This is a genomic window from Cellulomonas sp. (assembly GCF_017744555.1).
Taxonomy (GTDB): Bacteria; Actinomycetota; Actinomycetes; order Actinomycetales; family Cellulomonadaceae; genus Cellulomonas.
In genome coordinates this window covers 13,364-36,844 of the sequence record NZ_JAGIBD010000021.1, presented here as the reverse complement: position 1 = coordinate 36,844, position 23,481 = coordinate 13,364, and the positions used below count along the sequence as shown (strand labels likewise).

Annotated in this window: 20 protein-coding genes; 13 read left to right on the top strand and 7 right to left on the bottom strand. The window is 73.6% G+C overall.

The features are described from left to right. On the bottom strand, positions 1–831 hold the full coding sequence (locus J7523_RS13885; RefSeq protein WP_291887632.1) for a phosphatase PAP2 family protein: 831 nt from the start codon (positions 829–831) through the stop codon (positions 1–3). Positions 832–1,098: 267 nt separating this feature from the next. Here J7523_RS13885 and J7523_RS13880 point away from each other — a divergent pair, with 267 nt between their 5' ends. Together J7523_RS13880 and J7523_RS13875 are read left to right on the top strand one after the other, a co-directional pair. Beyond that, entirely contained in the window at positions 1,099–1,674 is a 576-nt protein-coding gene (locus J7523_RS13880; protein WP_291887629.1) for a DUF6529 family protein, read from the top strand. A gap of 12 nt (positions 1,675–1,686) precedes the next feature. After that, the gene (locus J7523_RS13875; protein WP_291887626.1) at positions 1,687–2,163 is read left to right on the top strand and encodes a Rieske (2Fe-2S) protein; all 477 of its coding nucleotides are present in this window, start codon (positions 1,687–1,689) and stop codon (positions 2,161–2,163) included. Between the two features lie 96 nt (positions 2,164–2,259). Here the strand turns inward: J7523_RS13875 and J7523_RS13870 are convergent, their stop codons facing one another. From J7523_RS13870 to J7523_RS13855, 4 genes are read right to left on the bottom strand one after another with little or no spacing between them, the layout of a single operon-like run. Beyond that, positions 2,260–2,922, bottom strand: a complete 663-nt coding sequence (locus tag J7523_RS13870; protein ID WP_291887624.1) for a class I SAM-dependent methyltransferase — start codon at positions 2,920–2,922, stop codon at positions 2,260–2,262. Further along, the gene (locus J7523_RS13865; protein WP_291887622.1) at positions 2,919–3,770 is read right to left on the bottom strand and encodes a ChbG/HpnK family deacetylase; all 852 of its coding nucleotides are present in this window, start codon (positions 3,768–3,770) and stop codon (positions 2,919–2,921) included. Before J7523_RS13865 ends, J7523_RS13870 begins: the two co-directional genes overlap by 4 nt. After that, the gene (locus J7523_RS13860) at positions 3,767–4,531 is read right to left on the bottom strand and encodes a glycosyltransferase family 2 protein (RefSeq protein ID WP_291887619.1); all 765 of its coding nucleotides are present in this window, start codon (positions 4,529–4,531) and stop codon (positions 3,767–3,769) included. Before J7523_RS13860 ends, J7523_RS13865 begins: the two co-directional genes overlap by 4 nt. Then, positions 4,528–5,736, bottom strand: a complete 1,209-nt coding sequence (locus tag J7523_RS13855; RefSeq protein ID WP_291887616.1) for a mannosyltransferase family protein — start codon at positions 5,734–5,736, stop codon at positions 4,528–4,530. The genes J7523_RS13860 and J7523_RS13855 overlap by 4 nt, the downstream gene beginning before the upstream one ends. Positions 5,737–5,848: 112 nt before the next feature. Here J7523_RS13855 and J7523_RS13850 point away from each other — a divergent pair, with 112 nt between their 5' ends. Then, on the top strand, positions 5,849–6,721 hold the full coding sequence (locus J7523_RS13850) for a hypothetical protein (protein WP_291887614.1): 873 nt from the start codon (positions 5,849–5,851) through the stop codon (positions 6,719–6,721). Positions 6,722–6,725: 4 nt separating this feature from the next. Next, positions 6,726–7,844, top strand: coding sequence for a glutamate--cysteine ligase (locus tag J7523_RS13845; RefSeq protein WP_291887611.1), 1,119 nt, complete (start codon positions 6,726–6,728; stop codon positions 7,842–7,844). Positions 7,845–8,038: 194 nt separating this feature from the next. Here J7523_RS13845 and J7523_RS13840 read toward each other — a convergent pair whose 3' ends face one another. Further along, entirely contained in the window at positions 8,039–9,268 is a 1,230-nt protein-coding gene (locus tag J7523_RS13840) for an FAD-dependent oxidoreductase (RefSeq protein WP_291887608.1), read from the bottom strand. Between the two features lie 161 nt (positions 9,269–9,429). On the opposite strand from J7523_RS13840, the gene glgX reads away from it, so the two are divergent. The 3 genes from glgX to treZ are packed head-to-tail and all read left to right on the top strand — an operon-like array spanning position 9,430 to position 15,967. Continuing rightward, positions 9,430–11,682, top strand: a complete 2,253-nt coding sequence (gene glgX / locus J7523_RS13835) for a glycogen debranching protein GlgX (RefSeq protein ID WP_291887606.1) — start codon at positions 9,430–9,432, stop codon at positions 11,680–11,682. Continuing rightward, positions 11,679–14,189 (top strand): malto-oligosyltrehalose synthase, encoded by a 2,511-nt coding sequence (treY, locus tag J7523_RS13830; protein ID WP_291887604.1) that lies wholly within the window; start codon positions 11,679–11,681, stop codon positions 14,187–14,189. Before glgX ends, treY begins: the two co-directional genes overlap by 4 nt. Then, complete coding sequence (gene treZ, locus J7523_RS13825) at positions 14,186–15,967, top strand: malto-oligosyltrehalose trehalohydrolase (protein WP_291887601.1); 1,782 nt, start codon at positions 14,186–14,188, stop codon at positions 15,965–15,967. The genes treY and treZ overlap by 4 nt, the downstream gene beginning before the upstream one ends. 13 nt (positions 15,968–15,980) lie before the next feature. Here the strand turns inward: treZ and zapE are convergent, their stop codons facing one another. Further along, entirely contained in the window at positions 15,981–17,042 is a 1,062-nt protein-coding gene (gene zapE, locus J7523_RS13820; RefSeq protein WP_291887598.1) for a cell division protein ZapE, read from the bottom strand. Positions 17,043–17,407: 365 nt separating this feature from the next. Between zapE and J7523_RS13815 the strand changes: the two genes are divergently transcribed. The 6 genes from J7523_RS13815 to cobA are packed head-to-tail and all read left to right on the top strand — an operon-like array spanning position 17,408 to position 23,468. Next, entirely contained in the window at positions 17,408–19,066 is a 1,659-nt protein-coding gene (locus J7523_RS13815) for a nitrite/sulfite reductase (RefSeq protein WP_291887597.1), read from the top strand. Further along, on the top strand, positions 19,063–19,212 hold the full coding sequence (locus J7523_RS13810) for a hypothetical protein (protein ID WP_291887595.1): 150 nt from the start codon (positions 19,063–19,065) through the stop codon (positions 19,210–19,212). The genes J7523_RS13815 and J7523_RS13810 overlap by 4 nt, the downstream gene beginning before the upstream one ends. Next, positions 19,209–19,904: a phosphoadenylyl-sulfate reductase gene (locus J7523_RS13805; protein WP_291887593.1), complete on the top strand. Its 696-nt coding sequence runs from the start codon at positions 19,209–19,211 to the stop codon at positions 19,902–19,904. Before J7523_RS13810 ends, J7523_RS13805 begins: the two co-directional genes overlap by 4 nt. Beyond that, positions 19,886–20,818, top strand: a complete 933-nt coding sequence (gene cysD, locus J7523_RS13800; RefSeq protein WP_291887591.1) for a sulfate adenylyltransferase subunit CysD — start codon at positions 19,886–19,888, stop codon at positions 20,816–20,818. The genes J7523_RS13805 and cysD overlap by 19 nt, the downstream gene beginning before the upstream one ends. Further along, positions 20,818–22,251, top strand: a complete 1,434-nt coding sequence (locus J7523_RS13795) for a GTP-binding protein (protein WP_291887589.1) — start codon at positions 20,818–20,820, stop codon at positions 22,249–22,251. The genes cysD and J7523_RS13795 overlap by 1 nt, the downstream gene beginning before the upstream one ends. Further along, positions 22,248–23,468 carry a uroporphyrinogen-III C-methyltransferase gene (cobA, locus tag J7523_RS13790; RefSeq protein WP_291887587.1) on the top strand — a complete coding sequence of 407 codons (1,221 nt, stop codon included), beginning with the start codon at positions 22,248–22,250 and terminating at the stop codon, positions 23,466–23,468. Before J7523_RS13795 ends, cobA begins: the two co-directional genes overlap by 4 nt. Positions 23,469–23,481 lie beyond the last annotated feature (13 nt).

Genomic DNA, 23,481 nt, shown 5'->3' with positions numbered 1-23,481 from the left:
TCAGCTCGCGGCGAGCGTCCGCCCGTCGTCCACGTCGTCCGCCGGACGGCGACCCAGGTCGTGGACCGGTGCCTGCGTCGACGCCGGTGGCGGGCGGTGCGCCCGCGACGCGACGACCCAGCACCCGCCGACCAGCACCACGCCGGCGACCGCGTCGAGCACCCAGTGGTTCGCGGTCAGCACGACCACCGAGGTCGTCGTCGCGACGTACGCGTACGCGAGCACCTTGAGCCACCACCGTCGCGCGAGCGTCGCGAGCACGATGCTCACCCACAGCGCCCACCCGACGTGCATCGACGGCATCGCGGCCACCTGGTTCGTCACCGAGCCCGAGCCGCCGGCTGCCGTCTCCGCCGCCGACGGCCACCAGCCGTAGCCCGACGTCTCTGAGAGCGTGTCCACGTAGCCGCCGCCGACGAGGCGCGGCGGTGCGGTCGGGAAGAAGTAGTAGCCCAGCAGCGCGACGAGGGTCGCCGCCATGAGCGCGGTGCGGGCCGGCCGGTACAGCACAGGGTGCCGGCGGTACAGGACGACCAGCACCGCGGGCGTCACGATGAAGTGCATCGTCGAGTACCAGAACGACGCGGGCACCGCGAGCCACGTGACGGGGGTGACGACCGTGTTGAGCCACAGCTCGACGTCGAGGTGCACCGCCCGCTCGACGTGCAGCAGCTGGTCCGCGTGCTCCCGCGCGGCACCCCACTGCCCGCCGACCGCGAGCCGCGTGGCGCTGTAGGCGACGTACAGGCCGACCACGAGCGCGAGCTCCCGCAGCGTCGCGGTGCGCGAGCGGGTGGTGGCGGGCCGTTCGGCCTGGGTGGCGGAGACCACGGACGTCCTTCGTCTGGTGACGGCGCCTGGTGGGTCCGAGCCGGCCTGCCCCCAGGGCGCGGCTCTTCCGTCAGGCTGTTCTCGTGCGCATGTGGCGAGACACGTTCCGGCGCACGTAGCCAGCAGGCTAACCGCAGGTCACGTGCCTGTGGTAGTCGCCGCACGGGCACGTGAGCAACGACGCACGTCGCCCCGCCCTTGCGCCGCGCGGACGAGAGGTGCATACCTGGACGGGACGCACGGCGGGGCGTGCGGCAGGAGGTCGCGATGGGCGCAGCGGCGGAGGTCGGCGACCGCGTGACGCCGGCACGGAACTGGGCGCTCGCCGGCATCGGCGCGCTCGGTCTGGCGGTGTCCGCGTCGCTCGCCGCGTACGCCCGCGTGCATCCCGGCGACGGCGCCGCGCTGACGACGCTCGGGTTCAGCGGCATGCTCCAGATGAAGGCGTGGCTGACCACCGCCGCGGCCCTCCTCGTCGTCGTGCAGGTGCTCAGCGCGCTCGCGATGTGGGGGCACCTGCCGGGCGTCGACCCGTCCGCACGCTGGATCTCGCCCACGCACCGGTGGACGGGCGCGGTGGCGTTCCTGCTCACGCTCCCGGTGATGTTCCACTGCGTGTGGTCGCTCGGGATCACGGATGACGACGCCCGCGTCGTCGTGCACGCGGTGGCCGGCTGCCTGCTGTACGGGGTGTTCGCGGCGAAGATGCTCGCGCTGCGCCTGCCGTCCCTGCCGCGCGGGACGATCCCGCTGCTCGGCGGCCTGCTGGCCGTGGTGCTGCTCGTGGTGTGGTTCAGCTCGGCGCTGTGGTTCTTCACGCGCTCCGGGTACGCGCTGGTGTAGGCGGAGGTGGCCGTGGACGACAGGACGACCGGTCCAGGCCGGCGCGCTGTGCTCGAGGGCGCGGGCGTCGTGGCCGTCGCGGGCGTCGTGGGCTTCGTCGGGTTCCGGGCGATCGCCCCCGCGGCGGGCTCGGGGCCGTCGGGTTACGGGTCGGACGGCGGCGGGGGCACCGACGGCGGCAGCAGCTCGGGTCACGGGTCGGCCCAGGACCGGCTCGCCCCGCTCACCGACGTCCCCGACGGCGGCGGGGTCGTGCTCGCCGACCTGAAGGTCGTGCTGACGCGCGAGGGGTCGGCCGTGCACGGGTTCTCCGCGGTGTGCACCCACCAGGGCTGCCTCGTGCGCGACGTGCGCGGCGGCGAGATCCACTGCCCGTGCCACGGCAGCGCGTTCGACGCGGCGACGGGCGAGGTCGTGCAGGGGCCCGCGACCCGTCCGCTTCCACCCGTCGGTGTCGAGGTGCGCGACGGAGAGGTGGTGAGGACGTGAGGCGACGGCTCGTCGACCGGCTGCCCACGCTGGTCTGGCTCGCCGGCGCGGGGCTGGTGCTCGGCGCGCTCGTCGCCGGGCTGCTCGGCTGACCCGTCAGGCGCGCCGGGCGACGAGCAGGTGGTGCGGGTGCACCCGGCCGGCGTCGAGGCGGTGCGCCTGCACCGTCAGGCCGAGGTCGGTGAGCCAGCCCGCGGTCGTCTCGGGCGCGACGAAGTCGAACGACGACCCCTCGGTGATGCGCAGCACCTTGACCGACAGCGTCTCCTGGAACGTGTTCCAGCGAGCCTTCCACCGCGGTGTCGTGCCCATCTCCTTGATGACGAGGACCCCTTCCGGCGCGAGCCGCGACGCGGCCTCCGTGAGGAGCCGCCGCTGGGCCTGAGCGGGCAGGAGGTAGAGCACGTCGACGACGACGACGGCGTCCCACGGCCCCTCGGGCACCGCGCCGTCCGGGGCGACATCCAGCTCGAGGCGCTTCACACCCTGGACGGCGGCGCGCCCGTGCGCGACCTTGTCCGCGTCGATGTCGACCCCGAGAACCTCGCGTCCGGGGGCCGCCAGTGCGGCGTAGGCGCTGAACAGCCCGTGGCCGCACCCGATCTCGAGCACACGGCCCGCCGGCGGGAGCGCGTCGGCGATCGCGGGGAACGGCGCGCTGAACCAGCGCACGCGCGTGTGCACGCGCACGCCGAGGGGCGCGTCCCGGAACAGGGCGAGCGCGGCCCGCCCCGACGCGTCGGGCCGTCGTGACGTCATGTCGTCCCTCCGGAGGTCGGAACCAGGTCGGCGAACCCGCCGAGCCGGTAGCCGGCGGACTCGATGCGACGGCGCACCGCGGGGTCGGTGAGCATCGCGAGCTCGTCGGCCCACCGGTACGACCACGCGAAGCGGTCGAGGTCCGGGTCGCCCGGGACGGACGGGTGCGCGTTGATCTCGACGGACGGCGCGGCCCGACGGCGGACGGCGTCGAGGGTCCGGCCGAAGCGTGCCGCGTCGAGCGCGCCCGCCTCGTCGAGTCCCGCGTAGTCGTCCGGCGAGACCCGTCCGGCGCGCCGCAGCGTGCGGCCGGTCCCGGCCGACAGCAACGAGACGCCGAGGCCCAGCGGACCGTGCCGGTGGCTGCGGGGCAGGCGCACGGCCGGCACGCCCGCCGTCACGGCGAGGTCGGCGACGACACACGCCACGGCCGGCCAGAGGTGCGTGTGCTGGTGCGTGTCCAGGTGCGTCACGGGCACGCCGACGCCGCGCACCCGTTCGAGCTGCGCGCCCAGCTCGCGCCGCACGTCGTCCGGGTCGATCAGTCCGGCCAGCCCGCGTGCCACGACGGTGCGGTAGCTCAGCGGGAACGACCCGCCCGAGTCGACGAGCGTCGGGATCTCCCGCGCCGACAGCAGCGGCGGATCCTCGCCGACGATCGCCAGGTGCGCCCCGACCTCGAGCGTCGGCAGGTCGCGCAGCATGGCCGCCGCGTCGTCGAACGCCCGCCCGACGGCCAGGAGCGACGTCGCGGTGACCACGCCGTCGACGTGAGCGCGGCGGACGGCCTCGTTGACGCCGACGGTCAGGCCGAGGTCGTCGGCCGTGACGATGAGCAGACGCGTCACGGGTGCTCGCGGGGCGCGACCGGCGCAAGGTGCGTGAGGTCGCGGCGCAGCTGAAGCATCTCCCGCACCATGGCGCGGATGACGCCGAACGACGACAGCGTCGAGACACCTCGGGTACGCGGGAAGTAGTCCACGCCGATCTGGAGGATCTGGAACCCGGCCTTCTGCGTGCGGACCACGAGCTCCGCGTCGATGAACGAGCTCTCGCTCACGAGGCTCACGTGGTCGAGCACCTCACGACGGCACAGCTTGAACGCGAAGTTGATGTCGCGCAGCCGCGTCCCGAACAGCGCGCGCACGAGGCCGTTGTACAGGAACGAGTACACGGCCCGGCGCGGCCCTTCGCCGGTCCGGTCGAGGCGGTACGCGCTGATCATGTCCGCCTCGTACGTCCGCAGCACCCGCAGCGCGCGCGAGACCTCCGTCATCTCGAAAGGGAGGTCTGCGTCGGTGTAGAGCACCACGTCGCCCGACGCCGCCGCGAAGCCGCTCTTGATCGACCCGCCGAGCTTGCGGTTGCGCTCGTGGTGGACGACGACGACGTGACGGTCCTCGGCAGCGAGCTCGTCCGCGATGGCACCCGTCCGGTCGCTCGACGCGTCGTCGACGACGATGAGCTCGTAGTCGAGGATCTGCCCGTTCTCGACGAGCTCGTCGCACTCCCCGCGCGCGGCGTCCACCGCGCGCCGGATGTACTGCTCCTCGTTCCACATCGGGAAGAAGATGGACAGCCGCTTGAACGGCTCGTGGTGGACGGTCACGACACCTCAACAGATCTACCGAAGAACCAGGTCAGGACGAGCAGGAGTGCCGCGCTCACGGACAGCACCGCCACGAGCACCCACCGGTGGCGGCGGGTCGCGAGGTAGTCGCCCGCGGCAGCGAGCACCGGGAATGCGACCAGGGCGTACCGGCCGGTCCCCATGAAGTCCTTGGTGCCGAGGATCGGGATCGCGAGCACGACCGCCGCGTAGGCGAGATAGCCCCAGCCGAACCGCTGCCACACCCGCCGCAGCAGCAGCACGGCGCACAGGCAGACGATCGCCTGGATCGTCAGCAGCACGGCGATGTCGCGCGGCCCCTTCACCATGGTCCCGGCGTACGCGATCTTGAACCACGTCCTCGGTCCGGCCCCCTGGTCCCATCCCGGCGCGGACTCGACCGCGACGAAGGCCACCGGGTCGCCGAACTGGAGCCAGAGGTACGCGCACCAGCCACCGATGCCGAGGAGCGACGCGAGGACTCCGAGCTGGCGCGGTCGCACGAGGCGGACCGCGCCGAGCAGCTCGCCCGGTCCGACGCGGCCGTCTCCGGCGCGGTCCTGGGCGATCATCTCGAGCGTCCGGACCACGAGTCCGACGACCACCGCGACGCCCACCGGCCGGCCGGCGGTGGCGAGCGCGCCGACGAGGCCCGCTGCGAGGTACCAGCGGCGCTCGAGCAGCACGAACGAGGCGATCGCGCACAGCAGGAACAACGAGTCGGCGTACATCGCGCCATAGAGGAACATGGCGTACGGGTACAGCAGGAGCACGCCGACGGCCGCGACGGCCGAGCGCCGAGAGAGCCGCGCCCACGCCCAGCGCGCGAACAGCACGACGGAGGCGGCCCCTGCCAGGAGCGCGAGCAGCGTGCCGGCCAGCGCCGTGTCGCCGACGAGCGTGCTCAGCGCACGCACCCCCATCGGGTAGACAGGGAAGAACGCGATGGACGACTGCTGACCGGGGGTGTACGAGTAGCCGTGCTCCGCGATCTGCTGGTACCAGCCCGCGTCGTACTGGTGCCAGCCGTCGAGCCACGAACTCCCGCTGGGGCGGATTCGTTGCCGCGGTCCGGTCCGGTCCGCGATCGCCACGACGACGGTGAGTGCGGCGGCTACCAGCGCGAACGCGCCGAGCGCCTTGGTCGCCGGGACCTGGGTGGTCGGGACCGCGGGTGCGCTCTCACGCTCCGCGGTGTGCACCACTGGCCCCCCTCGTGTGACGTCGACGGACGCGTCGACGTGGGGAGCATAGGGTGTCTCCGACTGCCCTGAGGTCAGGTCCGCGTCCGATTCGCCCAGGAGGTCCAGTGTGATAGTGGCGCTCGCGTGCGTCGCCGCGGCAGCTCTGTGCTCCGGGACGGCAGTCGTGCTGCAGGCCGTCTCGGCCCGCCGGCTGCCCGCCGAGCTCGGACTGGGCGCGTCGATGGCGCGTCGCCTCGCGTCCGACCGGGTGTACCTCGTCGCGCTGCTCCTGGTGGCGTCCGGCTTCGCCCTGGCGGCGGTGGCGCTGCGCTCCTTGCCGCTGTTCGTGGTCCAGGCCGGACGTGCGTCCAGCCTGGGCGTCGCCGCGGTGCTGTCGGTGGTCGTGCTGGGCGCGCGACTGCGCGCGCTCGAGTGGGCGGGCCTCGGTGCCACGGCCGCGGGGCTCGTCGTGCTCGCGCTCTCCGTCGAGGTGGCGCCGGCGACCACGGACGGCGCGACCACGACGGCGGTCGTCGTCGCCACGGTCGTCCTCGTTGCGAGCGGAGCGCTCGTCGGCCTCGGACGCGCGACCGCCGGCCGCGGCCTCGTCCTGGCGTGCGTGGCGGGCGCGTCGTTCTCGGTGCTCGCGCTCGCCGCACGGACGCTGCCGGTGCTGAGCCCGGCAGTGCTGCTCACCGAACCTGCTGCTTGGTGCGCGGTCGTCGCCGGCGGGACCGGGCTCGGCCTGTCCGCCCTCGCGCTGCGCCACGCCCCCGTCGTGACGGTCACCGCGCTCATGGTCGGCGTGGAGACGGTCGCCAGCGCCGTCGTGGGCGTCGTCCTCGCCGGCGACCGCGCGCAGGCAGGGCGCGGGTGGCTCGCATTCGTCGCGTTCGTGCTGGTCGTCGTCGGCGTCGTCGTGGTCGCGCGGGCCGGGACACCGGGCGCCACAGACCCCCGAGGAGCGCCTGCACCGGGCGAGACGGCCGCCGCTCGCCCACACTGAGCGGATGCGCACGCTCGGGGTCGAAGAGGAGTTCCTGCTGGTGACGCCTGACGGCGCGCCGCACGCCGTGTCGGGAGCGGTGCTGCGGTTCGCGTCGTTGGACCCGCCCGCCGTGCCGGCCCCCGGCCGCGACGAGCCCGGCGGGTCGATCGAGAAGGAGTTCAAGCAAGAACAGGTCGAGATCTCGACGCGGCCCCGGCAGTCGCTGACAGACCTGCTCGCCGAGGTGCGTGCCGGTCGCGAGGTCGCCGACGCGTACGCCCGGCGGGCGGGTGCCCGCATCGCGGCGCTCGGGACCGCGCCGCAGGCGGTCGAGTCGACGGTCCTCGCGGACCGCCGCGCGCACGAGATCCGGGCCCGGTTCGGCCAGACGGCGCGCGAGCAGCTGACGTGCGGCTGCCATGTGCACGTGGAGGTGGCGGACGACGACGAGGGCGTCCTGGTGCTCGACCACCTGCGCGCCTGGACCCCGGTGCTGCTGGCACTCAGCGCGAACAGCCCGTCGTGGCAGGGTCGCACCACCGGGTACGCGAGCTACCGGTCGCAGGTGTGGGGGCGCTGGCCGACGGCCGGCCCGACGGCACCCTTCGGCGACGGGGCCGGGTACCGCCGGGTCGTCGCCGACCTGCTGCGCTCCGGCACGATCCTGGACGACGGGATGGTGTACTTCGACGCCCGACTGTCCGCGCACTACCCGACGGTCGAGGTGCGGGTCGCCGACGTGTGTCTCGACGCCGGCGACGCGGTGCTGCAGGCCGGCCTGGTGCGCGCGCTCGCGGAGACCGCGGTGCGCGAGGGGCGTCGCGACGACCATCCGCGCACCGAGCTGCTGCGTGCCGCGACCTGGCGGGCGGCGCGGTCCGGGCTGTCGGGCGACCTCGTGAGCCCGTCGGACGGTCTCCCCCGGCCCGCGGCCGACGTGGTCGGCGAGCTCCTCGACCACGTGCACAACGCGCTCGTCGACGCGGGCGACCTCGAGCTCGTCGAGCGGCTGCTGGGGCACGTGCTCCGGCGCGGGAACGGAGCCGTCGAGCAGCTCGCGTGGCGGGCGGAGGGCGCCCAGGACGACGAGGTGGTGCGTCGCGCGGTCGACCGGACGGTTCCCGTCGCCGCGCAGGCCTGAGACCCCACCAGCTCGGTCGGCGGGAGGTACAGAGCCGCTCCCGCCGACCGAGTGACCCGTCGCGGCGGCTCGCCAGACGCCGGCCACGGGTGCCCCGTGGTCGCTCACCAGAGCGACGACTCGGAACGTACCAGCAGGTCAGACGCGTGCGGCCGGTCCTGGTGGGACGGAATCGTTTCGGACCGACCTGGTCGTCAGACCAGGTCGGTCAGCGGCACGCTCGTGTCGGCCAGCCGGTCGCGCTCCACGACCGCCCCGGAGCGGATGAGTGCCTGGACGTCGTCGACGACGTCCCACACGTTGACGTTCATCCCGGCGACGACCCGTCCCTCGCGCCGCCAGAACGCGACGAGCTCCCGGCTGCCGAGGTCGCCACGCACCACGACCTCGTCGTACCCGTGCGGTCCGACCCACCCGACGTACTCCATGCCGAGCTCGTACTGGTCGGTGAAGAAGTACGGCAGCCGGTCGTACGGCTCGTCCCGGCCGAGGATCGTCGCGGCGGCGGTGGCCGGCTGGTTGAGCGCGGTGGCCCAGTGCTCGACCCGGACGTGCGTACCGAGCAGCGGGTGCGCGGCGCGTGCGATGTCGCCGACGGCCAGGACGTGCGGGTCGGAGGACCGCAGGTGCGCGTCGACGACCACGCCGTCCTCGACGGTGAGCCCGGCGTCGCGCGCGAGGCCGACCCTGGGCGCCGCGCCGATGCCGACGACGACGAGGTCGGCGTCCACCTGTGTCCCGTCCGCGAGCGCCACCGCGCCGACGCGGGTCCCGTCGCCGGTGGCGACGACCTCGGCCACCTCGGTGCGGGTGCGCAGGTCGACCCCGTTGCCGCGGTGCAGGTCGGCGAACATCGCGGCGAGCTCGGGGCCGAGCACGTGCAGCAGAGGCATCGGGTCGCGGACGAGCACGCTGACCTCGCAGCCGGCGGCGCGCGCCGCGGCGGCGACCTCGAGGCCGATCCAGCCACCGCCGACCACGACGACGCGGGTGCCGGGGACGAGCGCGGCGCGGAGGCGGTCGCTGTCGCCGAGGGTGCGCAGGTAGACGACGCCGTCGAGCTGGGCGCCGGGGACGTCGAGGCGACGCGGCTCGGAGCCGGTGGCGAGGACGAGGTGGTCGAACCCGGTGCGGGTGCCGGTGTCGTCGATCACGTCGTGACCGGCGAGGTCGAGGGTCCGGACGGTGGTGCCGGTGCGCAGGTCGACGTCGTGGGCGGCGTACCAGTCGGCGGCGTGGACGAAGGCGGCGTCGCGCTCGTCGGTGCCGAGCAGGTAGCCCTTGGACAGGGGCGGGCGCTCGTAGGGCCGGTCGGTCTCCGTGCCGATGAGGGTCACCGTCCCGTCGTACCCGCCGGCGCGCAGCGCCTCGACCGTCTTCGCACCTGCGAGCCCCGCACCCACCACCACGACCCGACCGCTCACCGGGAGACCTCCGAAGCTGTTCCGCGGGTGGCCCTGGCGACCGCCGCGTCGGACGGCCCCCAGCCGACCAGCCCTGGCCACCCCGTGCAACCCCCGTGTGAGCCGGCCCACATCTGCCCGCAGCCCGCGCCGTCCCCGGACCTGGCTGGCACATTGGGCGCATGCGCATCTGGCCTGGACGCCCCTACCCGCTCGGTGCGACCTACGACGGCAGCGGGACCAACTTCGCCGTGTTCTCCGAGGTCGCCGAACGGGTCGAGCTGTGCCTCGTCGCGGACGACGGCTCGGAGACCCGGATCGAGCTGACGGAGGTCGACGCCTACGTCTGGCACGGGTACATGCCCGCAGTCATGCCCGGGCAGCGGTACGGCTACCGGGTGCACGGCCCGTACGACCCCTCGCAGGGTCAGCGGTGCAACCCGAACAAGCTGCTGCTCGACCCGTACGCGAAGGCGATCGACGGGCAGGTCGACGGCGACCCGTCGCTGTACTCGTACCGCTTCGACGCGCCCGACGAGCGCAACGACGACGACTCGCTCGGGCACACCATGACGTCGGTCGTCATCAACCCGTACTTCGACTGGGGGTTCGACCGACCGCCGGACCACGAGTACCACGAGTCGGTCATCTACGAGGCGCACGTCAAGGGTCTGACGAAACTGCACCCGGCGGTGCCCGAGGAGCTGCGCGGCACGTACGCGGGCCTGGCGCACCCGGCGGTGATCGAGCACCTCACGACGCTCGGCGTGACGGCGGTCGAGCTGATGCCGGTGCACCAGTTCGTCAACGACCCCTCGCTGCAGGAGAAGGGCCTGTCGAACTACTGGGGCTACAACACGATCGGGTTCTTCGCGCCGCACAACGGGTACGCCGCCTACCAGGGTCCCGGGCAGCAGGTGCAGGAGTTCAAGACGATGGTCAAGGAGCTGCACGCGGCCGACATCGAGGTGATCCTCGACGTGGTCTACAACCACACCGCCGAGGGCAACCACCTGGGCCCGACGCTGAGCTTCCGCGGCCTGGACAACGCGAACTACTACCGCCTCGTCGACAACGAGCGGGCGCACTACTTCGACACGACGGGCACGGGCAACTCGCTGCTCATGCGCTCGCCGCACGTGCTCCAGCTGATCATGGACTCGCTGCGCTACTGGGTCACCGAGATGCACGTCGACGGGTTCCGGTTCGACCTCGCGGCGACGCTGGCGCGCCAGTTCCACGAGGTCGACCGGCTGTCGGCGTTCTTCGACCTGGTCCACCAGGACCCGGTGATCTCGCAGGTCAAGCTCATCGCAGAGCCGTGGGACGTCGGCGACGGCGGATATCAGGTGGGCGGGTTCCCGCCGCTGTGGTCGGAGTGGAACGGCAAGTACCGCGACACCGTGCGCGACTTCTGGCGGGGCGAGCCGTCGACGCTGGGCGAGTTCGCGAGCCGGCTGTCGGGCTCGTCGGACCTGTACGAGCACACGGGCCGGGCACCGATCGCGAGCGTCAACTTCGTGACGGCGCACGACGGGTTCACGATCGCGGACCTGGTCTCGTACAACGAGAAGCACAACGAGGCGAACGGCGAGGACAACCGGGACGGCGAGGGCTGGAACCGGTCGTGGAACTGCGGCGTCGAGGGCCCGACGGACGATCCGGAGATCTTGACGCTGCGCGGCCGCCAGCAGCGCAACTTCCTCACGACGCTGCTGCTGTCGCAGGGCGTGCCGATGATCGCGCACGGCGACGAGCTCGGCCGCACGCAGCAGGGCAACAACAACGTGTACTGCCAGGACAACGAGCTGTCGTGGGTGGACTGGGACCTCGACGAGGCCCGCACGAACCTGCTCGAGTTCACGCAACGGCTCGTGCGGCTGCGCCGCCGGCACCAGGTGTTCCGTCGTCGCCGGTTCTTCGCGGGCCTCCCGGAGCGGGGCGGCGAGTCGGACCTGCGCGACATCGCGTGGTTCTCGCCCGACGGCTCGCACATGGAGGACGAGGAGTGGCAGGCCGCCCAGGCCCGGGCCGTCATGGTGTTCCTCAACGGTGATGCGATCGTCGAGCCCGACGCCCGCGGCGAGGAGATCACGGACGACAGCTTCCTGGTGCTGTTCAACGGGCAGCCGGACGACGCGACGTTCACGCTCCCGCACGACGACTACTCCCCCGTGTGGACGGCGGTGGTCGACACCGACTCGAAGTTCCCGCCGGGTACCGAGGCGGTCGCCGGGGAGGCGCTCACGCTGTCCGGCCGGTCGGTCGTCGTGTTCACGCGACCGCCGCTCGAGGCCGTGCCGACCGCGTCGGGCACCGGTGTGATCGCGGAGGCTGCCCGCGAGGCGTCGAAGGTCGCGAAGGGCGCCCGGAACGAGCCGGTCCCGCAGGACCCGCCGCGGCGGCGCACGGGCTCCGCCCGGGACGGGCAGTGACGGACGCGCGCGCGACACCGGCACGGCGGCTGCCCGCCGCGGGCAGGCCCGTGCCGGTGTCCACGTACCGCGTGCAGCTCGGGCCCGACCTGACGCTCGACGACGTCGCCGCGCAGGTGCCGTACCTGTCCCGGCTCGGCGTCACGCACGTGTACCTGTCCCCGATCCTGACGGCGGCCCCGGGGTCGATGCACGGCTACGACGTCGTCGACCACGACGAGGTCGCCCCCACGCTGGGCGGCCTGCCCGCGCTGCGCCGGCTCGCGGACGCCGCGCACGCCGAGGGCCTCGGGCTGGTCCTCGACATCGTCCCGAACCACATGGCGGTCCCGACGCCCGTCTGGCACAACAAGCCGCTGTGGTCGGTGCTCGCCGAGGGTCCGCAGTCGCCGTACGCGTCGTGGTTCGACGTCGACTGGTCCGCGGGCGAGGGCGACGTGCTCATGCCCGTCCTGGGCGACCGGATCGGCGCCGTGCTCGCGCGGGACGAGCTGCGGCTCGACGAGGTGGACGTGCCGGGCGAGGGCGTGCGGACGGTGCTGCGCTACTACGACCACGTGTTCCCCGTGCGTCCCGGCACGGAGGCGCTCCCGCTCATCGAGCTCGTGGAGCGTCAGCACTACCGCCTCGCGTACTGGCGGGTCGCCGACGAGGAGCTCAACTACCGGCGCTTCTTCGACGTGGGCACGCTCGTCGCGATCAGGGTCGAGGACCCCGAGGTGTTCGACGCGACGCACGCGCTCGTGCGCTCGCTGCTCGCCGACGGCACGATCGACGGGCTGCGCATCGACCACCCCGACGGCCTCGCCGACCCCGCGCGCTACCTGGCGCGCCTGCGCGACGCGACGGCCGGCGCCTGGGTGGTCGTCGAGAAGATCCTGCAGGGCGACGAGGAGCTCCCGCCCGACTGGGACACGGCGGGCACCACCGGGTACGACGCGCTGTGGCGCATCCAGCAGACGTTCGTCGACCCGGGCGGCGCCGCCTGGCTGGGCGCCGTCATGCACCGGCTCACCGGGGACACGTCCGACGCGTTCCCGGCGATCGCCGAGGGCGCCAAGCGGGAGATCGTCGACGGCCCCCTCTATGCCGAGGTGCACCGCCTCACCGCGCTCGCGGCGGGCATCTGCCGGGAGGACCTGCGCCTGCGCGACCACACCTGGCGCGCGCTCGAGGACTGTCTGATCGAGCTGCTCGTCGCGTTCGACCGGTACCGGGCGTACGTCGTGCCGGGCACGCCGGCGCCTGCCGAGGCGGTCGCCGTCGTCGAGGAGGCGGCACGGGTCGCGCGCACGCGGTTGTCGCCCGAGCGCGAGGCGACCATGGACGTGCTCGTCGACCTGCTGCTGGGCCGGGAGGTCGGCAGCGCGGGACGCACGCGCGGCCGTCGGCGCGACGAGCTCATCGTCCGGTTCCAGCAGACGTGCGGCGCCGTGACCGCGAAGGGCGTCGAGGACACCGCCTTCTACCGCTGGACGCACCTCGTGGGCCTGTGCGAGGTCGGCGGCGAGCCCGAGCGGTTCGCGCTCACGCCCACGGACCTCGCGGCGTGGGCGTCGTACCTGCAGGTCTCCTCCCCGCTCGGCATGACGACCCTCACGACGCACGACACCAAGCGCAGCGAGGACACGCGCGCCCGGCTCGGCGTGCTCAGCGAGCTGCCGCACGAGTGGGGTGCGCTCGTCGACGCGCTGCGGGCGACGTCCGCGCCGTACCGGTCGGCGCTCCTCGACGGTAGGACCGAGTACCTGCTGTGGCAGACGCTCGCGGGTACGTGGACCAGCGAGGGCCCGATCGCGACCGACCGGCTCACGGAGTACCTCACCAAGGCGATCCGCGAGGCGAAGAGCCACACCACGTGGACGGCCCCCGACGAGGCCTACGAGAACGCCGTGCTCGAGGCGGCCCGACGCGCGCTCGACGACCCGGTGGCGGTCGGCCTGCTCGCCGACTGGGAGCTGCGCACCCGGCCTGCGGTCCGGGCCGCGACGCTCGGCACCAAGCTCGTCCAGCTCACCCTGCCCGGAGTCCCCGACGTGTACCAGGGCACCGAGGTCCCGGCGGTCACCCTCGTCGACCCCGACAACCGCCGGCCCGTCGACACCGACGCGCTCTCGGAGCGGCTCGCCCGCCTCGACGACGGCGCCGGCCCTCGCGACCTCGCCGACGAGAAGCTGCTCGTCACGTCCCGCGCCCTACGGGTCCGCCGCGAGGTACCGGAGGCGTTCGTCGGGCCCGACAGCGGGTTCCTGCCGCTGGCCCACTCGTCGGGCCACAGCCTCACCTACGCGCGGACCGTCGACGGCGACCCGCAGGTCGCCGTCGTCGCGACCCGGCTCGCCGCCGCCGTCGACCGGCTCGGCGGCTGGGCCGACCACACGGTTGCCCTGCCCGAGGGTGAGTGGCACGACGTGCTGACGGACCGGCCCGTCGCCGGGGGCGTCGTCGAGGTCGGCCCGCTGCTCGACCGGCTGCCGGTCGCGCTGCTCGTGCGAGCCGTCGCATGACCCGCGTCTGGGCGCCGGCGGCCCACCAGGTCGACGTCGTGCTCACCGCCACCGGCGAGCGCAGTCCGCTCGCGCGCGTCGGCGGCGGCTGGTGGGACGGCGCCACGCTCGAGCCGGGCACCGACTACGCCTTCTCGCTCGACGGCGGGCCGCTGCGCCCCGACCCGCGCAGCCGCTGGCAGCCCGACGGCGTCCACGGACCCAGCCGGGTGCTCGACCCCGCGTCGTGGACGTGGACGGACGACGGCTGGTCGGGCGTCGACGTCCGCGGGCGCGTGCTGTACGAGCTGCACGTCGGCACGTTCACGCCCGGCGGCACGCTCGACTCCGCGGTGGAGCACCTCGACGACCTCGTCGCCCTCGGGGTCGACGTCGTCGAGCTCATGCCGCTCGCGGCGTTCGACGGGCCGCACGGGTGGGGCTACGACGGCGTCGCGATCTCCGCGGTGCACGAGCCCTACGGCGGGCCGGCCGCCCTGCAGCGCTTCGTCGACGCCGCGCACGCCCGCGGCCTCGGAGTGTGCCTCGACGTCGTGCACAACCACCTCGGCCCGTCCGGCAACTACCTCGCCGAGTTCGGCCCCTACTTCACCGACGCACACCACACGCCGTGGGGCGCGGCGGTCAACCTCGACCAGGAGGGGTCGCACGAGGTCCGCCGATGGATCTGCGACAGCGCCCTCGGGTGGCTGCGCGACTTCCACGTCGACGCGCTGCGCCTCGACGCCGTCCACGCCCTCGTCGACGGCTCGGGCCGGCACCTGCTCGCCCAGCTCTCCGACGAGGTCGCGGCTCTGTCCGCCGAGCTGGGCCGCCCGCTGTCGCTCGTCGCGGAGTCCGACCTCAACGACCCGACGACCGTCGCGCCGACGCCCGACGGCCTCGGCATGACCGCGCAGTGGGCCGACGACGTGCACCACGCGATCCACACGCTCGTGACGGGCGAGCGGCACGGCTACTACGTCGACTTCGGCAGCCCTCAGGTGCTCCGGACGGCACTGACCGGCGCGTTCGTGCACGCCGGCACGTGGTCGACGTTCCGCGGCCGCACGTGGGGTGGGCCCGTGCCGCCCGGCACCGACGGGCACCGGTTCGTCGTGGCTGCGTCCAACCACGACCAGGTCGGCAACCGCGCGCTCGGCGACCGCCCCTCCGCGCGCCTGGCCCCCGGGCAGCTCGCCGTGGAGGCAGCGCTCGTGCTGCTGTCGCCGTTCACGCCGATGCTGTTCATGGGCGAGGAGTGGGCTGCGTCGACCCCGTGGCAGTACTTCACGTCGTACCCCGACGCCGACCTCGGCGCCGCGGTGAGCCGAGGGCGGCGCGCGGAGTTCGGCGGGCACGGCTGGCGCGACCTGTACGGCGAGGACGTCGACGTCCCCGACCCGCAGTCGCCCGACACGTTCCGGCGCAGCGTGCTGGACCGGTCGGAGACGACGTCGGAGCCGCACGCTCGCGTGCTCGACTGGTACCGCCGCCTGATCGCGCTGCGCCGGTCCGTCCCGGACCTCGCATCGGGCGACCTCGCCGCGACGGACCTCACGTGGGGCGACGGTGCGGGCGGCGAGGGTGCGTTCGACGGCTGGCTCGTGGTGCACCGCGGGGACGCGCGCGTCGTGGCGAACCTGTCCGACGCGCCGCAGGACGTCCGGGTCGACGTCGACGGCCCGCTCGACCTGGCCGAGGCGTGGGAGCCCGTCACGCTGACCGTCGACGACGGCGGCGTCCTGGTCGGTCTCGGCCCCCGCTCGGTCGCGGTCCTCGTCCCACCGGCCGCGTGAGCAGGACGTCAGCTCAGGCGAGCAGCGCCGCGCCGTCCGCGGCGAGCGACCCGAGCCGCGACAGCGCCCGGTAGTACTTCTTGCGGTACCCGCCGGCGAGCATCTCCTCCGAGAACAGCGCCCGCTCCCCCGCGCCGCCGAGGAACACGGGCACGTCGCGGTCGTACAGCCGGTCGACGAGCACGACGAGCCGCAGCGCCACGTCCTGCGTGGGTACCGGTCCGATGCCGGTGAGCCCGACGAGCCCGACGCCGTCGAGCAGCGCACCGTACCGGCTGGGGTGCACGGTCGCGAGGTGGTCGAGCAGCGTCTCGAAGTCGTCGAGCGTCGCGTCCGGGCGGCCGGCGACGGCGGCACGGACGGCGTCCTCGCCGAGCCCGTCGGCGTCCGTCACCACGGCCCGGTGCCGGTAGTCGTCGCCGTCGACGCGCAGCACCTCGAAGCGGGCGGCGAGCGCCTGGATCTCGCGCATGAAGTCGTCGGCCGCGAACCGGCCCTCGCCGAGCGAGCCGGGCAGCGTGTTCGACGTGGCGGCGAGCGCGACGCCCCGGTCGGTGAGCTCACGCAGCAGGCGGCTCATGAGGACGGTGTCGCCCGGGTCGTCGAGCTCGAACTCGTCGATGCAGACGAGCCTGCGGGTCGCGAGCGCCTCGACGGTCGGCTGGAACCCGAGGGCGCCGACCAGGTTGGTGTACTCGACGAACGTGCCGTAGGCGCTGGCGTGCGTGCCGACGGCGTGCGCGAGGGACGTGAGCAGGTGGGTCTTGCCGACCCCGAACCCGCCGTCGAGGTACACCGCGACGGGCGCAGCGGCCTTGCGGAACAACCCCTTGCGCTGCCCGCCCGACGAGATGGTCCGCGCGGCGGCGCGCAGCCGCTCGACGGCGGCCCGCTGGGTGGGGTGCGCCGCGTCCGGGACGTACGAGTCGAACGACGCCTCGGCGAAGTGCCGCGGAGGCACGAGCTCGGCGAGCAGCCGGTCCGGCGTCACGACGGGGCGCCGCTCGGTGAGGGAGGCCGGCACGCCCTCGCGCGCAGAGGGCGCGGCGAGGTGCGCGCCGTCGGGGTGGGTCACCTGGAAAGCGTAAGGCGGCGTCGGTGGACCTTCGTCCCGCGGTGACGAGGCTCACCGGACGCGGCGCCTACACCCTTCCTGGACGCGCGTCCCACATCTCGGGAAGAAGTCTCATCATCCGGACCGGGACTCCCGCCTCCGCCGTTCGCATGACAACCTCGTGCGGTGATCGCGTCCGGGAGCCTCCTCTCGTGTCGGCCCATGTGTGCCGACACGGCGGCCCCGTGCATGTGCTGCTGCTGTCCGCGGATCGACTGACCCCGCCCTTCGTCCCCCCTCGGGCGCGCGGTCTGCCGCCCGAAGCTCCGTCCCTCGCAGACGGTGGGTGCAGCCGCACGTCCATGATCCCCTGGAGGTAGCGCCCGATGGCGCAGACCAGGATCGCCCCGCCCGCAGCCCGCCCCGAGGGCCAGTGGGCGTTCGACCAGCGTGAGCCCCTCAACGGCAACGAGAAGTTCAAGCAGGAGGACGACGGGCTCAACGTCCGTCACCGGATCGAGACGATCTACTCCCGCGAGGGCTTCGCGTCCATCCCCGGCGAGGACCTGCGCGGTCGCATGCGCTGGTGGGGCCTCTACACGCAGCGCAAGCCCGGGATCGACGGCGGCAAGACCGCCACGCTCGAGCCGCACGAGCTCGACGACGAGTACTTCATGCTCCGGGTCCGGTGCGACGGCGGCGCCCTCACGCTCGCCCAGCTGCGCGTGATCGCCGAGATCTCCACGGAGTTCGGCCGCACCACCGCGGACATCACCGACCGGCAGAACATCCAGCTGCACTGGATCCGCATCGAGGACGTGCCGGAGATCTGGCGCCGCCTCGAGGCCGTCGGGCTGTCCACGCAGGAGGCCTGCGGCGACACCCCCCGCGTCATCCTCGGCTCCCCCGTCGCGGGCGTCGCGGCGGACGAGATCATCGACGGCACGCCGGCGGTCCGCGAGATCGCGGAGCGCTACATCGGCGACCCGGCGTTCTCGAACCTGCCGCGCAAGTTCAAGACCGCGATCAGCGGGTCGCCGCACCAGGACGTCGCGCACGAGATCAACGACGTCGCGTTCGTCGGCGTCGTGCACCCCGAGCTCGGCCCCGGCTTCGACGTGTGGGTCGGCGGCGCGCTGTCGACCAACCCGATGCTCGGCAAGCGCCTCGGCGCGTTCGTCACCCTCGACCGGGTGCCGGAGGTGTGGACAGGCGTCGTCGGCATCTTCCGCGACTACGGCTACCGCCGGCTGCGCACGCGTGCGCGCCTGAAGTTCCTCATGGCGGACTGGGGGCCGCAGCTGTTCCGCGAGGTCCTCGAGGGCGAGTACCTGGGGTACTCGCTTCCGGACGGCCCGGAGCCGCCCCCGCCGCCGACGGGCCGCCGCGACCACGTCGGCGTGCACCCGCAGAACGACGGGAACTTCTACGTCGGCGCGGCGCCGATCGTCGGCCGCGTCTCCGGTCCGCTGCTCTCCCAGCTGGCGGACCTCATCGAGGCCGCCGGTTCCGACCGGCTGCGGCTGACCGTCGAGCAGAAGCTCGTGATCCTGGACGTCGCACCGGAGAAGGTGGACGCGCTCGTCGACGGCCTCGAGGCTGCGGGCCTGGCCGTGCGCACCGCGTCGACGTTCCGCCGCGGCACGCTCGCGTGCACGGGCATCGAGTTCTGCAAGCTCGCGATCGTCGAGACCAAGGCGCGCGCGAAGGCGCTCGTCGGCGAGCTCGAGGAGCGCCTGCCGACGTTCGACCAGCCGATCACGATCAACCTCAACGGCTGCCCCAACTCGTGCGCCCGTATCCAGACGGCCGACATCGGCCTCAAGGGCGCGCTCGCGGGCGGCGAGGACGGCTACCAGGTGCACCTGGGCGGCGGCCTGGGCCTGACCAGCGGTCTCGGGAAGACGCTGCGCGGCCTGCGCGTCCCCGCCCACGAGCTGCCCGACTACGTCGAGCGGGTCACGCGCAAGTTCGACGAGCAGCGCACCGAGGGGGAGCTGTTCGCGCAGTGGGTGCACCGGGCCGACGAGGAGGACCTGCGATGAGCGAGTCCGCCCAGCGCGCGGTGCCGTACTACTGCCCGTTCTGCGCGAGCGAGGACCTGTGGCCGGCGAGCGAACGGCACGGCGAGTGGGAGTGCCGCTCCTGCTCCCGGGCGTTCGCGCTGAAGTTCGTGGGGGTGAAGGCATGACCGTGGACACGACCGACCTGCGCCGGCTCGCGGAGGACGCCGGACGCGAGCTCGAAGGGGCTCATCCGTCGGAGATCCTCGCGTGGGCGGGCCGCACGTTCGGCTCCGACCTCGTCGTCGCGTCGTCGATGGGCGACGAGGTGCTCGTCGACCTCGCCGCGAAGGCCGTGCCCGGGATCGACGTGATCTTCCTCGACACCGGCTACCACTTCGCGGAGACGCTCGGCACGCGCGACTACTACGCCGACTTCACGAACATCTCGCTGCGCACGATCCTGCCGCTGCGCACGGTCGCCGAGCAGGACGCCGAGCACGGTCCCCGCCTGCACGACCGTGACCCCAACCTGTGCTGCGCGCTGCGCAAGGTCGAGCCGCTCGAGCGCGGCCTCGCCCCCTACCGCGCGTGGGTGACCGGCATGCGCCGCGAGGACGCCCCGACGCGCACCGACATCGCGGTGGTCGGTTGGGACGTCAGGCGCGACAAGGTCAAGCTCAACCCGCTGGCCGCCTGGACGCAGGCCGACGTGGACGCCTACGTCGAGGAGCACCACGTGGTGCTCAACCCCCTGCGCCAGGCGGGCTACGCCTCGATCGGCTGCGCGCCGTGCACGCGCGCAGTCGCCCCCGGTGAGGACCCGAGGGCCGGCCGCTGGTCCGGTACCTCCAAGACGGAATGCGGTCTGCACACATGACGACGGTGACCCCCACCCGTACGGGCCTGACACAGCTGGACGCCCTCGAGTCCGAGGCGATCCACGTCATGCGCGAGGTCGCCGGCGAGTTCGAGCGCCCGGTGCTGCTGTTCAGCGGCGGCAAGGACTCGATCGTGATGCTGCACCTCGCCCGCAAGGCCTTCTGGCCGGCGCCGGTGCCGTTCACGCTCATGCACGTCGACACGGGGCACAACTTCCCCGAGGTCATCGACTACCGCGACGCCACCGTGGCCGAGCTCGGCCTGCGGCTCGTCGTCGCGAGCGTGCAGGACGCGATCGACGACGGCCGCGTGGTCGAGCGTCCCGACGGGTCGCGCAACCCGCTGCAGACCGTGCCGCTGCTCGACGGCATCACCGCGAACAGGTTCGACGCCGTGTTCGGGGGCGGGCGGCGCGACGAGGAGAAGGCACGCGCCAAGGAGCGGATGTTCTCGCTGCGCGACGAGTTCGGGCAGTGGGACCCCCGTCGCCAGCGTCCGGAGCTGTGGGACCTGTACAACGGCCGCCACAAGCCCGGCGAGCACGTGCGCGTGTTCCCGCTGTCGAACTGGACCGAGCTCGACGTGTGGCGGTACATCGAGCGCGAGGGGATCGTCCTGCCGTCGATCTACTACGCGCACGAGCGCGAGGTGTTCGCCCGCGACGGCATGTGGCTGGCACCCGGCGAGTGGGGTGGTCCGCGTGCAGGCGAGACGCTCGAGACCCGCACGGTGCGCTACCGCACGGTCGGCGACATGAGCTGCACCGGAGCGGTCGACTCGACGGCCACGACGGTCGCCGACGTGATCGCCGAGGTCGCCGCGAGCCGGCTCACCGAGCGCGGCGCGACGCGCGCAGACGACCGGGCCTCGGAGGCCGCCATGGAGGACCGCAAGCGCGAGGGCTACTTCTGATGACGACGGACACCACGCTGCCCGCTGAGGCCGAGGCGACCACCGACCACACGCAGCGCGACCTGCTGCGCCTGGCCACGGCCGGCTCGGTCGACGACGGCAAGAGCACCCTCATCGGGCGCCTGCTCTACGACACGAAGTCGGTGCTCGCCGACCAGCTCGCGGCCGTCGAGGCGGCGACCGCGGCGCGCGGCGGCGGCGCGGTCGACCTCGCGCTGCTCACCGACGGGCTGCGGTCCGAGCGCGAGCAGGGCATCACGATCGACGTCGCGTACCGCTACTTCTCGACGGCCCGGCGCGCGTTCGTGCTCGCGGACACGCCCGGCCACGTGCAGTACACGCGCAACATGGTGACGGGCGCGTCGACCGCCGAGCTCGCGATCGTGCTGGTCGACGCCCGCAAGGGCGTGCTCGAGCAGACCCGGCGACACGCCACGATCACCGCGCTGCTCGGCGTCCCCCACGTCGTGCTCGCGGTGAACAAGATGGACCTCGTGGACTTCGACGAGGCGACCTTCCGGTCGATCGCCGACGACTTCGCGCAGTACGCGTCGGCCATCGGGCTCGCGGACGTGCAGGCGGTGCCGCTGTCGGCGCTCGACGGTGACAACGTCGTCGACCGGTCCGCCCGCACACCCTGGTACGACGGCCCGACGCTGCTCGAGCACCTGGAGTCCGTCCCGGTGGACCGCGACGCGCGCACCGAGGCGTTCCGCTTCCCCGTGCAGGTCGTCATCCGCCCCCGCACACCCGAGCACCCCGACTATCGCGGATATGCGGGGCGGATCGCGTCGGGCGTCGTCCGGGTCGGTGACGAGGTCACGGTCCTGCCGTCCGGCAAGACGAGCACCGTGACGGCCATCGACACGTTCGACGGCCCGCTCGGCGAGGCCCACGCGCCGCAGTCCGTCACATTGCGCCTCGCCGACGACGTCGACGTGGCCCGCGGCGACGTGCTCGTGCCGTCGGGGGCAGTCGTGACGACCGGCCAGGACCTCGAGGGCACGGTGTGCTGGCTCGCCGAGCGGCGCAGCGTCCTCGGCGCCCGGCTGCTCGTGCGCATCGGCACCCGCACCGTGCGGGCGCTGCTGCGCGAGGTCAACGCGCGGCTCGACGTCGACACCCAGACCGTCGAGGTGTGGGACGGGGTCGACACGCTGCACGCCGTCGACGCGACCGACACGTCCTCCGACGTCGCGCCGCGCGCGCTCACGCTCAACGCGATCGGCCGGGTCAAGGTGCGTCTGGCCGAGCCCGTGCTGCTCGACGACTACGCCGACCACCGGCGCACGGGCGGGTTCCTGCTCGTCGACCCCGCGGACGGCACCACGCTCGCCGCCGGCCTCGTGGGTCCGACGCTGCTCGACCGCCTGACGCCCACCGCTCCCCCGAGCGCGCACGACGACGACTGGCTCGCCGGGGCCGGCATATGACGGACGCGCCGCGGCACGCGCTGCTGCTCGACCTGCACGGCCGCAAGGTCGTCGTGGTCGGGGGTGGCCCCGTCGCGGCGCGCCGCACGGCCCGACTCGTCGACGACGGGGCGGACGTGCACGTCGTGGCGCCGGCGCTCTGCGAGGACCTCACCGAGCTCGTCGGGCGTGGCGCCGTCCTGTGGTCCGCGCGCGAGTACCTCGCGACCGACCTCGACGGCGCCTGGCTCGTGCACACCGCGACCGGGGTCCGGCAGGTCGACGACGCGGTCGCGGCCGACGCCGAGGCCGCCCGGCTGTGGTGCGTGCGGGCCGACGACGCGTCGGCGTCGACCGCCTGGACGCCCGCGGTCGCCCGTGCCGGGGACGTCACCGTCGCCGTCGGCGCCGGCGGCGACCCCCGTCGTGCCGCACGCCTGCGGTCGGCGCTCGCGCTGCTGCTCGACACCGGCGAGCTCCCGCTGCGACGGCAGCGACCGGTGGCCACAGGCACGGTGACGCTCGTCGGCGGTGGCCCCGGCGACCCCGGGCTCATCACGACCCGCGGCCGCCGTGCGCTCGCGGAGGCCGACGTCGTGGTCGTCGACCGGCTCGCCCCCCGCGCGCTGCTGGAGCAGCTCGACGCGGACGTCGAGGTCATCGAGGCCGGCAAGTCCCCGCACGCGCACACCCTCACGCAGACCCAGATCAACGAGGTCCTCGTGGAGCGCGCGCAGGCCGGGAAGCGCGTCGTCCGGCTCAAGGGCGGCGACCCGTTCGTGCTGGGCCGCGGCGGCGAGGAGGTCGCCGCGTGCCTCGAGGCCGGCGTGCCCGTCGAGGTCGTGCCCGGGGTGACCAGCGCGATCGCCGTCCCGGGTGCCGCCGGCATCCCCGTCACGCACCGCGGGGTGTCCCGGCAGCTCACGATCCTGTCCGCGCACGACTCGGCGCCCGACTGGGCCACGCTCGCACGGCTCGACGGCACCCTCGTGCTGCTCATGGGCGTCGCACAGCTCGCCGGGCACGCCCGCGCGCTCGTCGAGCACGGGCGCGACCCGTCGACGCCTGTCGCGGTCGTCGAGCGCGGCACGCTGCCCGAGCAGCGCACCACCGTCGGGACGCTCACGGACATCGCCGAGCTGGCAGCCGCGCGGGGCGTCGGCAACCCCGCCGTGGTCGTCGTGGGCGACGTCGCGGCGCTCGCCGACACCCTCGGGCCCGGCACGCGCGCCGACTGACCCGTCCCGTCGC

What these genes read in the sequence shown, in the direction of transcription:
- J7523_RS13880 (WP_291887629.1), top strand. Translation starts at nt 1,099, where the DNA reads ATGGGCGCAGCGGCGGAGGTCGGCGACCGCGTGACGCCGGCACGGAAC.
- J7523_RS13870 (WP_291887624.1), bottom strand. Translation starts at nt 2,922, where the DNA reads ATGACGTCACGACGGCCCGACGCGTCGGGGCGGGCCGCGCTCGCCCTG.
- J7523_RS13845 (WP_291887611.1), top strand. Translation starts at nt 6,726, where the DNA reads ATGCGCACGCTCGGGGTCGAAGAGGAGTTCCTGCTGGTGACGCCTGAC.
- glgX (WP_291887606.1), top strand. Translation starts at nt 9,430, where the DNA reads ATGCGCATCTGGCCTGGACGCCCCTACCCGCTCGGTGCGACCTACGAC.
- treZ (WP_291887601.1), top strand. Translation starts at nt 14,186, where the DNA reads ATGACCCGCGTCTGGGCGCCGGCGGCCCACCAGGTCGACGTCGTGCTC.
- J7523_RS13815 (WP_291887597.1), top strand. Translation starts at nt 17,408, where the DNA reads ATGGCGCAGACCAGGATCGCCCCGCCCGCAGCCCGCCCCGAGGGCCAG.
- J7523_RS13810 (WP_291887595.1), top strand. Translation starts at nt 19,063, where the DNA reads ATGAGCGAGTCCGCCCAGCGCGCGGTGCCGTACTACTGCCCGTTCTGC.
- J7523_RS13805 (WP_291887593.1), top strand. Translation starts at nt 19,209, where the DNA reads ATGACCGTGGACACGACCGACCTGCGCCGGCTCGCGGAGGACGCCGGA.
- cysD (WP_291887591.1), top strand. Translation starts at nt 19,886, where the DNA reads ATGCGGTCTGCACACATGACGACGGTGACCCCCACCCGTACGGGCCTG.
- J7523_RS13795 (WP_291887589.1), top strand. Translation starts at nt 20,818, where the DNA reads ATGACGACGGACACCACGCTGCCCGCTGAGGCCGAGGCGACCACCGAC.
- cobA (WP_291887587.1), top strand. Translation starts at nt 22,248, where the DNA reads ATGACGGACGCGCCGCGGCACGCGCTGCTGCTCGACCTGCACGGCCGC.